We start from the raw sequence: 12510 nt of genomic DNA, 5'->3' as shown, positions 1-12510 counted from the left end.
GCAAATGGTTATGACAACAATCACGTGAAATAAAAAGTAAAGGAGAAAGCAATGAGCTTCATTGTTGGTTTAAGGAATCTTTTCTTTAGAGTCCTATATCGAGTTATCCGCCCACTTATTTTCTTAATGGATCCTGAAGACGCTCACTACCTATTTAAACGCGTAGGTGTATTTTTAGGCTCAAACCCACTGACTAAATCTCTAACATCACTACTGTTTAATTTTGAGCACAAAAGCCTAAATACCACTGTAGATGGCGTGGAGTACCGAAACCCAATTGGCCTTTCCGCTGGCTTTGATAAAGATGGCGAGTTAACAAGCATCTACCCTTCTATTGGCTTCGGGCTAGCTGAGCTTGGTTCATTTACTGGCGAAGTTTGTCCCGGCAATCCGGGTAAACGTCTATTTAGAATGGTGAAATCTAAATCTATCTTAGTTTGGTATGGTTTGAATAACCAAGGGGCTGAAAAGATATCTTCCCGTCTGCAAGGTACAAACTTCGGTAAGCTTAAAGTTGGTATCAATGCTGCAAAATCTAACATTACGCCCGAATTTGACTTACAAGATTCCATCGATGACTACGTAAAAACCATGCGGTTGTTTAAAGATATCGGAGACTATTACACCATCAACATCAGTTGCCCAAACACACAAGATGGCGAACCTTTTGTGGATAAACGTAACCTCGATGCACTGCTGATTGCGGTCAATCAGAATCGAGTTGAAGGGAGACCAATTTATGTCAAACTCGCTGCCGATATGGAAATTGAAGAGATAAACACCATCGTCGATTGCTGTGTTGAACACAAAATTGATGGTGTCGTTTTGACTAACCTCGCTAAGCCAGCTCACAATCAAGAGTATGTCAAAGAAGAGTTACCTTTCCACAAAGGGGCAATGAGCGGATTGCCACTGCAAAGGATCTCAACAGATGTGATTCGACATGTTTATCGACGTACGCGTGGAGAACTGACCATAATTGGTGTCGGTGGTGTATTTAGCGCTCGTGATGCTTACGAGAAGATCACTTCTGGCGCAAGTTTATTACATATGATCACCACGATGATCTTTGATGGGCCACAGAACATCAATGAGATCAATCGTGGCTTAGTAAAATTGCTCAAAGAAGATGGCTTTAATTCAATAGAAGAAGCGGTCGGCTCTCGTAACCCTCTCCCTAAATTAAAACAAACGCCTAACGATACCGAAGTAAAAGAAGTTGCTTAATAGCCAATTTTTATTACTCGCAAATAAGCCAGATTTAGCATGACTGGCTTTCTGATCCGAAAAAAACTATCTATTGGTGTGATCATTTCACATTTAGGCTTGCTGTAAGAAATTGCAAATAAATTAGAGCTTGATATCAATATTAAGACTTTGCTTACCATCAACATAGAATGCCAACACGCTGTATGTAAAATGGTTTAAAAGCCCTCTAAATACAGGAAAGTAAAGATGCTTAAAACCATATTCTTGGTACTGGTTCTTTCAAGTTTCAATGTATTGGCAGATTATGGAAATTTTGCTTGGTCGGTCAGTGACAATAACGGCAACCGGGTCTATGACACCAACAATGTCATCAAAGCCGCTATCGAGAACAATAATTTTATCCCATTGAGTTTTAACGCTCAGTTTGAAAGTGCCGCCCCAGAGCTTTTTAAACAAGTAGACACTTTAGGTCAGTTCGAGTTGGATGCGTTTGCCTCCCCTGCATTACTTAAAGGCATTAAAAGCCTTGTAACCGAGTTTGCTTGTGCCACCTATCGCTTTGAAGCTCGAAAAGGCGAAAGCCAAAAATGTAATGGTTTTGTCGCCGATAAAGATAAAAAAGAGGGAAAGCCTTTTCAAAGCGGGCAGTTTGTCGAAAAGCGACTCGACATTGCCATTAATAGTATTCGCCCTAACATGCCTAATCGCAGTTATGACATCTATCTCCCGAGCGCAAAAGAAGTTTCTTTAGAATACACATGGGGAGCGGTGCATGAACTCGGAACGTTTTTTGTCGACAAGCGAGATAAAAAAGATACGGTGTTAACCGTGTATATTGATGGTTATAAATTGGACGCAAACGGTGAGCGCGGCCCTAGAATAACCAAGCGACCCGAAATAATTTTCGTGGTTATCCCTGAGGCCAAAAAGATTGGTAAACAGAGTAACCAAGACAATGCGGCATCCTTTACTTTAGCGAAAGCCGACATCATAGTGCCACTGTACCAATAGATTTAAATTACTCGCCCCTCGGATTGAGGGGCGAATAAATGTTGCTTAGGCTGCTTCGATTACTTCGGCTGCTTAGCAAGCACTTGATCTATGTCGTCAGCACTATGGCGCTCCACCACTTGCTCCCACTCTTCACCCCAAGCTCGATTGACAATACGGCCACGTTGCACCGCTTGGCGTTCAGAAATTTCTTGCGCCCAACGAACGAGATGTGGATAGCTGGCAACATCCAAAAACTCTGCTGCGTCATAAAGCTTACCGAGTACTAAGTTGCCGTACCAAGGCCAAGTCGCGATATCAGCAATTGAGTATTCTTCGCCTGCCAAATAGCGATTATCCGCCAAGTGATTGTTAAGCAGATCTAACTGGCGCTTAGTTTCCATCGTGAAACGATTAATTGGGTATTCAAACTTCTCAGGGGCGTAAGCATAGAAATGCCCAAAACCGCCACCAAGATAAGGCGCACTGCCTTGCAGCCAAAATAGCCAGTTCATCGCCACTGTTTTGGTTGCCGGATCTTTCGGCAACAAGCAGCCAAACTTCTCTGCCAGATAAAGCAATATATGTCCCGATTCAAACACGTTTGCCACCGGAGACACAGATTTATCCACCAGCGCAGGAATTTTTGAATTTGGATTCACAGCGACAAAGCCAGATGAGAACTGATCACCATCACCAATTCGGATCATATGGGCATCATACTGAGCTTCAGTGATCCCTAAAGCCAGCAACTCTTCGAGCATAATGGTAACTTTTTGACCATTTGGCGTTCCCATCGAGTAAAGCTGTAAAGGGTGCTCGCCTTCTGGCAGAGCTTGCTCATGTCTCGCCCCAGCGGTTGGTCGATTAATGCTTGCCCAAGTTCCACCCGTTTCAGTATCGGTTGTCCACACTTTCGGTGGCGTATATTCACTTGTCATGACAGTTCCTTATCGATTGCTGTGTGATTCCGATTGGAATGACTATAGATAATCTGGTGACAAAAGCAGCAAAACACAACCTCTATTGATTAAATTGTTGCTTTGAATAACATCGACAACACAATTTATCCTTGACCCGACTACCAGTGTAAGGTTTAGTGTGCGCCCCCCTTTTTTCCCTAACGTTGAGGTTAAGATGTCCCTAGGATTTGATTTTGGAACGGCCAACTGCTGTGTCGCTCATCTTGTTGAAGATAAAGTCACACCGATCCCTTTGGTAGGAGAGAACATCTATTTGCCATCAACACTTTGCGCGCCAAATGCGGAGTCGGTTTCAGAGTACCTATTTCGCTGCTTAAACATCGAGCCAAGTAACGACGCAAACCAAGCGGTATTAAGAAGAGCTATAACAATCAACCGTGAAGAAGGGCTTGAAGTGCGCACCGATGACGTAAAATTCGGTAATGAAGCATTGGAGCTTTACCTCGAAGATCCTAAAGACGTTTACTTCGTCAAATCACCTAAATCGTTTTTGGGTGCAATGGGTTTGCGCGATTTACAACTCTCGTTCTTTGAAGATCTGGTCTGCGCTATGATGAGTAACATCAAACGCCGCGCGGAAAGTTCAGCAAGAAAAGAATTTACTCAGACTGTTATTGGTCGCCCTGTCAACTTCTTAGGTCGCGGCGGCGAAGCATCCAACATTCAAGCGGTGGATATTCTGACTCGCGCAGCAAAACGTGCTGGCTTTAAAGATATTGAGTTTCAATATGAGCCCGTTGCAGCAGGCTTGGACTTTGAGGCAACCTTAAATAGCGACAAAAAAGTACTGGTTGTCGATATCGGTGGTGGTACGACAGACTGCTCGATGATTCAAATGGGACCAACTTGGCGTGGTAAGCAAGATCGCCGTGATTCACTGCTGGCGCACACCGGTCAAATGGTGGGTGGTAACGATCTGGATATCTTCATCGCCTTTAAGTGTTTGATGACCGAATTCGGCTTGGGTAGCAAACTAAAAAGTGGGTTAGATCTGCCTTTAATCCAATTTTGGAATGCGATTGCAATTAACGATGTTCAAGCTCAACGTGACTTTTATGCCCACGATAACCTATCGATGCTGCGCCAGTTCCACAAAGAAGCAATGCAGCCTGAAAAGCTACAACGTCTGGTTAAGTTGCACCAAGAGACATTAGGTCACGGGGTTATCCATCAAGCAGAGTTGGCTAAAATTGCCATGTCTGAACATAACGATTACACCACCACTATCGACCTGGTGAGCGAAGCATTCAACGTGCCTACCACGCGTGAAGCCATTGATGCTGCAATTGAAAACCCAATGCACAAGATCCGCAGCTTGGTTCAAGACGCCGTAACACAAAGCGGCATCCAACCAGATGTGATTTACATGACTGGTGGTTCATCACGCTCAAAAGCGCTCACCTCAGCAGTGGCATCAGTGTTGCCAAATACAGAGATTGTCAGCGGCAACTACTTTGGTTCTGTCACCGCTGGTTTAACTCACTGGGCAAACCTAATCTATCGCTAATCAAAGCGGATAGCACAACTCACTACAAGGCTCGCGTCCTATTGCGAGCCTTTTGTTAAGTCGATACTCACCGATTGCAACACCCAATCACCGCACCATATTCCAACCTTTCACTCAACTTGATAACAGTTTGCTAAATTTCGCCGTATCCCGTTGTCTTTCGCATCATTCTCTCTACCTCATTTAGTAGGCTAGCTCTCATCTTTAGCGGTTTGCTATTGATAGAATTAGACAAATTCGACTGACCTAACTGCTCATGAGTCTCAATAAACAGCATTTTGATATCGTCACTGCCCTTACGATGCAATGCACGTCCCTCAATGCCCTCGCTTCAGTATTCAATATGACTTCGCGCAACCTGCGCTATGCGATTGAGAACATCAATTTCTATCTAGAAAAGTTGGGAATGACACCCATCGCCTTAACCAACGGCGAACTCCACTACCCGTATGATGCCAGTCCATTCTTTAGCGATGTATTCGCGACTAACTTTGTCTACTCCAAACTGGAACGGGAAGAATACTTAGCCGTCATTGCGCTCTTTGCACCGCAAACGCCATTATGTGAGATTCAGCAGTATCTTAAAGTCAGTCGCCCAACACTCAACAAAGATCTACGCGCCACCAATGAGATGTTCAGTAGCTTGGCATTAGAGCTCGAAGTGATCGATCAACACCTGCACGTTTCCGGCAAAGAGAAGCAAATACGTTACTTGCAAATGTGTTACGCCTCTAAATACCTTTTTTGTAAAAACGACCACGTTCATTATCTCAAAAAGCGCTATTTCTATGAACGGGATATTGTGTCGATTGTGCAGGCATATGTTGAAAAGTATCAGCCATATGACGCATTTTTAGCGGTTACTCAAATTGAACAAAGTGCCAACTGCGCTTTGAGTGATGAGTTTAGAAATCTCTTTACCATCTATGTGATGATCACCTTGAGCCGTATTCAGCAAGGGGTGTTTATTAACCGCAAAAATAACGGTACGTTTTTGCAATCAACCAAAGCATTTGGCTATATCAAGCAGGCGCTCGGTTGGCAACAGGAAGGGTATCATTTTGAAGCGCTGCATTTAGCCGAGTACTTCCTTGGCGGGATCAATACCGATGGCTTCTATGAAAAACGCCTGCAAGCGGAAAGCTTTATATTCCAACTGCTGAGTGTGATTAGCCAAGATTGCGGCAAAGATTTGTTAACTGATACCGCGTTGCTGAATGACATCGTCACCTACCTGACGACCGCCGTTTATCGCGCGAAGAATAATCTCAACACACAACTTGGTGAACAAAGCCCATATTCCAAAGCATTGTTTGAACAAGTTAAAACCGTTACCGAGCAGTATCGACATCATCTTGTTGAGCCACTGCGCAACGAGGAAATTGGTTACATTACCCGTTTAATCAATCGGGCGATTGAAGCGCGCAGCAGCCATTGTGTCTCTTTGGAAACCTTACTGGCGATTGCGAAAAGTAGCAGTGTTGAGCTCAACAACGAAGCGTTTGTGAGTCAGGTGCTGGCGCAACTCGGTGACAAGGTGATCGATGATCGCGCTTTACCCTCACTGGATGATCTACTCGTTACCCTAAGCGATACGTCAACATTGCCCGCTCAAGGTGAATTAGTGCCTATTCTCAACTGGTTAAGTGGTGAAATGGTACAACTTGGCCTAGTTAACGAACGCTATTCACACGGTATAGTCACGTTATTTTACGCCCGTAACCATGCCTACTTTGCTCAACACGGTTTACTCGTTTGTCACGGCAAAAGCGCATCACACTGTGAACGAATAAGCATCGCTCATTTGCGCTTGGATAAGTCAATCAGTGATGTTTTCCAGCGCAATATCCGCCAAATCATGATGATCAGCCATCTGGATAACGTACAGCACTTACGTGCTGTACATCAATTACACCAAAAGCTTACCGAGCAAGGACCGTTCCTTCTTGCCGCAGATACGGAAACCCCACTCAGCAATAGGAGTACAAGCGCGCTGTCTGCGTTTCATCCAACTGAGTAACCACATGCTTGAGCAAAGCGAGACAATTGAGCGCATCGCTTTGCTTCACTTGGGTATAAGCCGAATGGCAGTTACGTACAGGTAATATAATCGCTAAACCAGCAATGCCACTGCCTACCAACGTTGCCGGGCCATTGTCAGTACCGCCACCAGCAAGAAAATCGCGTTGAACGGCAATACCGTATTCTTTCGCCACATCACTGACCAAGTTCAGCAAAGGGTAATGCCCTAAAGCAATCTTGTCAGCTACCACTAAACATGGTCCGTGACCAAACAAACGTTGAGAACCAGACTGTGGCGTTAGATGTTTAGCCGTCGCCACATCCAGCACAATGACCACATCCGGCTTCAATTGCTCAATCGCAGTTTTTCCGCCTTTGGTGCCCACTTCTTCTTGCACTGTAGCAACAAAATAAAGATCACACTGTGGTGCGCTCTGTTTGAGTGAGCGCATCAACTCTGCTCCAAGCCAGCAGCCAATGCGATCATCCATCGCTTTGCCGACTAAGGTTTCGCTGTTATTTAACTGGAAGTGACGAGTAGCAAAGACCGCACTATCACCAATTTCGATACCCATTGCCGCCACTTGCTCGCGGCTTGTTGCACCGACATCAAGCCACAGGTCATCAATGGTGAGTTCTCCCAGCGGCTTATCGCTCCACAGCAGCCCTGTGAATTTTTCACCACTGCGGGTTTTGAGCTCGATTTCACTGTTGATCGCAACACGCGGATCAATACCGCCAAGCTTAAACACTTTCAATAAACCGTCACTACGAATTTCGCGGATCAAAAAGCCCACTTCATCCATATGTGCAACCACCGCTACTTTAGGACCAGTAGCGTTGCGATTGAGTCGTGCAATCAGGCTGCCTAAACCATCAAAGCTGATTTCATCAGCGATATCGGCAAGCTCATCACACAAAATTTTTCTTACTTCATACTCACGCCCAGATGGTCCATGAGCATTATTCAATTGCGCCAACAAACGGAAGTCATTCATTACTTTAATACTCCTGGCTCTCTGCTTTGGTGACCAGATTCTTGGGTTACTGGCTCAGTTGAAACAGGCTGTAAGGGAATCATGCGTAGCTCTCTTGGCAATTGAGTCAAACTTTCACAGCCGTTTTCAGTGATCACTAAGGTATCTTCAATCCTGACACCGCCGATCTGAGGCAAATAGACGCCCGGTTCAACAGTAACCACCATACCGACTTCTAATGTGGCGCTGCTATCGGAGGCAAGTTTCGGGTATTCATGACCTTGCAACCCAACGCCATGACCTAAGCCATGACAAAATGCCTCTCGATACCCTTGGCGAGCAAGGTACTGTCTAACACCATCATCCACTCGACTGGCAGCGATACCTGGTCGAAGCATTTCAACCCCCATTCGCTGCGCAGTAAACACCACATCAAAAATTGTCTGCAGTTGCTCAGAAACCTGTCCGGTACAAAACGTTCGGGTCACATCAGAGTGATAACCTTGATACACCACGCCAAAATCAATCGTGACCAGTTCATTTTGCTCAATGACACGCTGGGATGGTCGCCCATGAGGTAACGCCCCTCGCTCACCAGAAACCACAATCAGAAAATCAATGCTATCAGCCCCTAACATTCGCGCTTGGAACTCTAGGTGGGCCGCGAGTTGATGTTCAGTCATACCAAGATGAAAATCACGTAAACCTCGCTCAATCGCTGTTTCGGTGATTTCGCATGCCTTGCGGATCAGAGCAATTTCTTGCTCTGACTTCCAACGTCTCATAGGAGTGACGACATTGTTGGTCGGCACCAGTTGTTGCGAGAGCGCCTGTTTTAACTGTTCTACTTGTTGAAAACTTAGCGCATGGCTCTCAAAACCTAATCTCTGGATACCGTGAACATTGAGCCTTTGTTGCAGCGTCTCCAACCAACCGTGTTGGTCTGTCGACACTCTCAAACAATCCGGGCTTTGCTCTGCCACTTGCTGCCAATACTTACCTGCGACCAAGAGTTCGCACCCTGACTGCGTCAGCAATAAGTACCCGCCACTGCCAGTAAAACCGCTCAGATAACGCTTGTGGTGAGTGTCACTAACAAGCAAAGCATCAAACTGTTCTAAGTAAGGATCTAAGCTGAATGTCCGCATTTCAATATCCATTCATTCGTTATTTCGAGAAACCATGCATCGAGTGTGTTGCGTTAGAAATCGAGTCCCAGCTCATCCAACAATTCATCGTCTTTCTTACTGAATACTGATTTCTTCTCTTGTTCTGCTTTTAGCGCCGCTTCACGAGCCATCTCTTGTCTATCCATGATTCTAAAGAACGGGTAGTAACAGAAGAATGAGGCGACAATCTGTAGTGCTTGAACAAATGGCGTCTTCCAGTCAAAGCTTGTTAAGTAACCTTCAAAGAACAATGGTAGATACGGTGGATCAAAGAACGGTTTCGCTAAGAAGCCATATTTCATCAATACCAGTGGGAAGATACCAATCAGCGAACCACCCAGTACGAACGGGATAAATAGAATCGGGTTCAAGATAATTGGCGCACCAAATAGCACTGGCTCGTTAATACCAAACAAACTTGGCACTAAAGAAACCTGACCAACCTTGCGGTAGCGTTGAGTTTTCGCAATCAACATCGCGATAACCAGACCTAAAGTAACACCTGACCCTGTAAAGTTAACGAACGCTGAGAACGTACCGCCAGTAACAAAGTGAGTCAGTTCAACGCCTGCCGTTTTCGCGGCAATGTTTTCAGAAAGATATTGCACGAAGATTGGCGATAGGATCGGGCTTAATACTGCTGAGTGGATACCAAAGAACCAGAACAACAGACGTAGCATGATCACAAACCACACCACCCATAGGTTATCCAAGCTACCTACCACTGGCGCAAGCACTTGCATTAGGATTTCAGGCAGTAGTAAACCACCCGTCCACTCCGCAATAAAGTAACGTGCTGAAACAAACAGTACTGCAATAAATGCGGTCGGCGTGATCAGTTCAAATGAGCTAGATACGAAGTCTGGCACACCCTCTGGCATTCTGATCACCAGTCTCTTTTCGGTAAAGAAACGATAGATTTCCACACTGGCAATCGCGACAAATATCGCTGTAAATAGACCTTTTGAGTCAAAGAAGCGAATATCTAACGAACCATCTGGGTTGACCGACGTGGTCATGATCAAATAAGCAAAAAGGGATAAGGCAACCGCACCCACTGTATATATTTTGTAGCCTTCACTCAAAAAATAAGCAATTGCTATCACAGTGTAAATGGCGATAAAACCAAGTGAAAATTTAATTAAAAGATCGATAAGATAAGTGTTATTAATAAACCATTCTTGCACTGCTGCCGAATCAGAAAATACGTTTTTCAGTGCTTTTAATGGGTAAGCCATTGAACCTAATAATAGGATTGGCGTTAATACCACCATGCCTTTTTTAACGGCACTAAGATGGACTTGTTTATCTATTTTCTCTGCAATCGGCAATAATATTTTGCTGAGCAGCTTTTCAAAAGAGGCGAATAGGCTCATATACGTAACCTTCATTCATTATAATAGGTAACACCTGCGTGTATCCGCAGGTGGTAGGGAGAGAGGTAAAACTTAGTCAACCAGGCTCATTTGGTGCTTTTTATGGGCAAGTAGTGCTTGCTTAAGCACCGTCGCACCATCCATTGCACCGTAAATTTCTGCTGATAGTAGAACTGATGGTTTGTTATTTTCTAAAGCTGCCGCTTCAATGTTTTTATATTTGTGGCTTAGCTGAGGACCTACCAAGATCACATCAAAGTTATTAATTTTTTCTGACAGGCGATCTACTGAAATAGCTTCAAGTGTAAAATCTTCAATATTCAGCATTTGACTACCATTGATGGTTTTCTTCATTTCTTCCATCATCATCGTGGTTGAAAAACCGCCAGCACAAACTAATAAAATATTCATCATACAGCCCTTTGTTTTCATATTTGAGTACGGGCTAATTAACAAACATTTACTTACATTCGTCAACGAAACTTGATTTCACTGATATTGTGAAATCAAGTTTCATCGCTTTTTAATTCGCTTCTGCTAATGTGCAACCATCAAGTGAAATCCAAGGAACATCCCCATGAGCAACTCTCAAGAAATGAATGAAGAATTCGAAAAAATCATAATCTCTATCGTTAGTTATTCTGGCGAAGCGAAGGGCTATGCTTATGAAGCTTTAACGCTGTCTGAAGAAGGCAAATTTGAAGAAGCGGCAGCTATGATGGAACAATGCAACGTCAGCGTGCGCAAAGCACATGAAGTGCAAACTGACCTGATTCGCCAAGAGATCAGCGGTGAAAAAATCGTGGTGAGTATGATCATGGTACACGCACAAGACCACCTGATGACCACGCTATCTGAACGCGAACTCATCCGTAAAATGATTGAACAAAACCGTCGCCTATACAAATTAGAACAAGCATTGCTGAACCAATAAACTGCCTTTCCCCCAAAGGTTTGTCGCTCCTGCAGTAATGCCGACGTGGCGTGTAAGCGCCACGTCTCCCTCAGGTTTAATTTGGATATGATTTAATTTGGAACTGCGCAATGAGTTTTGATTTTTCTGCCCCTACCTGCCGCCTTAATAGCTATTCAACCCAATGGGATTACGTCAGTGACCGTTTTGGCGCTGCTGACCTTTTGCCATTCACTATTTCCGACATGGATTTCGCGGCGGCACCTTGTATTACCGCTGCGCTGCAAAAACGCTTAGACCACGGGATCTTTGGTTACAGTCGTTGGAATCATGATGACTTTAAACAGGCGATTTGCCATTGGTTTAGTAGCGAATATAACGCCAATTTAGACCCAGAAAGCTTGGTTTATGGACCTTCGGTCATCTATATCGTCGCAAAACTCATTCAGCTCTGGTCTGCTCCTGATGATGGCGTGCTGTTTTTCGACCCAGCTTATGACGCCTTTCGTCCACTGATAGAGAGCGCCAATCGCCAAGCATTGGCAAGTCCACTCACTTATGTCGACGATGATGAAAACAGCGGCTATCAAGTCGATTGGCAACACTTCACCACACAAGCGGAAGATCCGCGTTGTAAAGTGCTGCTATTGTGTAACCCGCACAACCCAACTGGCAAAGTTTGGTCGCGAGAAGAACTCAAGAAAATTGCCGAAATAGCCAAGCGTAATCAGCTCAAAGTGATCAGTGATGATATCCATATGGATATCTGCTTTACCCCGTATACACCTTGGGTAGAAGTCGCCTGTGACGATCAATGGGCAATCGTCAGCTCTGCATCGAAATCATTTAACATTCCCGCTTTAACTGGCGCGTATGCGGCGATAGCGTGTGAAGAAACCAAGCAAGCCTACCTCAATATTCTTAAACAGACGGAAGGGTTATCGTCACCCGCAATTCTCGGGGTGATTGCCACCATGGCGGCTTATCGCGAAGGTGCTCCTTGGCTACATACGCTGAAAGAATATCTGCACGGTAACTTGCAGTGGGTAACCGAGCGTCTCAATCAAGAATTTCCACAACTTAGCTTGCACGTACCGCAAGGGACCTATCTAGCGTGGCTGAATTTAACACCGCTCAATATCGATATGGATAAACTGCAACACGCGCTTATCCACCAGCAGAAAATTGCCATCATGCGCGGCGATTGCTACGGTCCACTTGGCATCAACCATTTAAGATTAAACGTGGGTTGCCAACGGGAAAAAGTCGAGCGTGGCGTGGAAGGGCTAATTAAAGCCATTCACTCATTAAGATAAACGGCTGATTCAATGAACAAAACCCAGCAGTTTGACACCACTGGGTTT

Annotated in this window: 11 protein-coding genes; 6 read left to right on the top strand and 5 right to left on the bottom strand. The window is 44.8% G+C overall.

The window, feature by feature from the left end; genetic code table 11:
* The first annotated feature begins 51 nt into the window (after positions 1 to 51).
* Entirely contained in the window at positions 52 to 1227 is a 1176-nt protein-coding gene (locus tag IRQ95_RS16025; RefSeq protein ID WP_194437868.1) for a quinone-dependent dihydroorotate dehydrogenase, read from the top strand.
* A gap of 228 nt (positions 1228 to 1455) precedes the next feature.
* Entirely contained in the window at positions 1456 to 2220 is a 765-nt protein-coding gene (locus IRQ95_RS16020) for a hypothetical protein (protein WP_194437867.1), read from the top strand.
* A gap of 59 nt (positions 2221 to 2279) precedes the next feature.
* Here IRQ95_RS16020 and yghU read toward each other — a convergent pair whose 3' ends face one another.
* A complete protein-coding gene (yghU, locus tag IRQ95_RS16015) occupies positions 2280 to 3140 on the bottom strand; it encodes a glutathione-dependent disulfide-bond oxidoreductase (protein WP_194437866.1) in 861 nt (286 codons plus the stop codon).
* A gap of 196 nt (positions 3141 to 3336) precedes the next feature.
* Here yghU and yegD point away from each other — a divergent pair, with 196 nt between their 5' ends.
* Both yegD and IRQ95_RS16005 read left to right on the top strand, forming a co-directional pair.
* Positions 3337 to 4689, top strand: a complete 1353-nt coding sequence (yegD, locus tag IRQ95_RS16010) for a molecular chaperone (RefSeq protein ID WP_194437865.1) — start codon at positions 3337 to 3339, stop codon at positions 4687 to 4689.
* A 256-nt stretch (positions 4690 to 4945) separates the two neighbouring features.
* Entirely contained in the window at positions 4946 to 6709 is a 1764-nt protein-coding gene (locus IRQ95_RS16005; RefSeq protein ID WP_194437864.1) for a BglG family transcription antiterminator, read from the top strand.
* On the opposite strand, the gene IRQ95_RS16000 is transcribed toward IRQ95_RS16005, so the two are convergent.
* From IRQ95_RS16000 to IRQ95_RS15985, 4 genes are all read right to left on the bottom strand, one after another.
* On the bottom strand, positions 6660 to 7709 hold the full coding sequence (locus IRQ95_RS16000) for a M42 family metallopeptidase (protein WP_194437863.1): 1050 nt from the start codon (positions 7707 to 7709) through the stop codon (positions 6660 to 6662). The genes IRQ95_RS16005 and IRQ95_RS16000 overlap by 50 nt on opposite strands.
* Entirely contained in the window at positions 7709 to 8836 is a 1128-nt protein-coding gene (locus IRQ95_RS15995; protein WP_194437862.1) for a M24 family metallopeptidase, read from the bottom strand. The genes IRQ95_RS16000 and IRQ95_RS15995 overlap by 1 nt, the downstream gene beginning before the upstream one ends.
* Before the next feature lie 53 nt (positions 8837 to 8889).
* Entirely contained in the window at positions 8890 to 10233 is a 1344-nt protein-coding gene (locus IRQ95_RS15990) for a PTS sugar transporter subunit IIC (RefSeq protein WP_194437861.1), read from the bottom strand.
* Between the two features lie 72 nt (positions 10234 to 10305).
* On the bottom strand, positions 10306 to 10647 hold the full coding sequence (locus IRQ95_RS15985) for a PTS sugar transporter subunit IIB (RefSeq protein ID WP_228481452.1): 342 nt from the start codon (positions 10645 to 10647) through the stop codon (positions 10306 to 10308).
* Positions 10648 to 10810: 163 nt separating this feature from the next.
* Here IRQ95_RS15985 and IRQ95_RS15980 point away from each other — a divergent pair, with 163 nt between their 5' ends.
* Positions 10811 to 11167, top strand: coding sequence for a PTS lactose/cellobiose transporter subunit IIA (locus IRQ95_RS15980; protein WP_083627166.1), 357 nt, complete (start codon positions 10811 to 10813; stop codon positions 11165 to 11167).
* Positions 11168 to 11277: 110 nt separating this feature from the next.
* On the top strand, positions 11278 to 12462 hold the full coding sequence (locus IRQ95_RS15975; RefSeq protein ID WP_194437860.1) for a MalY/PatB family protein: 1185 nt from the start codon (positions 11278 to 11280) through the stop codon (positions 12460 to 12462).
* The last annotated feature ends 48 nt before the right edge of the window (positions 12463 to 12510 follow it).

Source organism: Vibrio fluminensis (assembly GCF_015278125.1).
GTDB lineage: Bacteria > Pseudomonadota > Gammaproteobacteria > Enterobacterales > Vibrionaceae > Vibrio > Vibrio fluminensis.
Note: the sequence above shows the minus strand (reverse complement) of the source record. Positions and strands in the feature narration are given on the sequence as shown.

Coding starts and splice junctions, on each gene's coding strand:
- IRQ95_RS16025 (WP_194437868.1), top strand. CDS start 52: ATGAGCTTCATTGTTGGTTTAAGGAATCTTTTCTTTAGAGTCCTATAT.
- IRQ95_RS16020 (WP_194437867.1), top strand. CDS start 1,456: ATGCTTAAAACCATATTCTTGGTACTGGTTCTTTCAAGTTTCAATGTA.
- yghU (WP_194437866.1), bottom strand. CDS start 3,140: ATGACAAGTGAATATACGCCACCGAAAGTGTGGACAACCGATACTGAA.
- yegD (WP_194437865.1), top strand. CDS start 3,337: ATGTCCCTAGGATTTGATTTTGGAACGGCCAACTGCTGTGTCGCTCAT.
- IRQ95_RS16005 (WP_194437864.1), top strand. CDS start 4,946: ATGAGTCTCAATAAACAGCATTTTGATATCGTCACTGCCCTTACGATG.
- IRQ95_RS16000 (WP_194437863.1), bottom strand. CDS start 7,709: ATGAATGACTTCCGTTTGTTGGCGCAATTGAATAATGCTCATGGACCA.
- IRQ95_RS15995 (WP_194437862.1), bottom strand. CDS start 8,836: ATGCGGACATTCAGCTTAGATCCTTACTTAGAACAGTTTGATGCTTTG.
- IRQ95_RS15990 (WP_194437861.1), bottom strand. CDS start 10,233: ATGAGCCTATTCGCCTCTTTTGAAAAGCTGCTCAGCAAAATATTATTG.
- IRQ95_RS15985 (WP_228481452.1), bottom strand. CDS start 10,647: ATGATGAATATTTTATTAGTTTGTGCTGGCGGTTTTTCAACCACGATG.
- IRQ95_RS15980 (WP_083627166.1), top strand. CDS start 10,811: ATGAGCAACTCTCAAGAAATGAATGAAGAATTCGAAAAAATCATAATC.
- IRQ95_RS15975 (WP_194437860.1), top strand. CDS start 11,278: ATGAGTTTTGATTTTTCTGCCCCTACCTGCCGCCTTAATAGCTATTCA.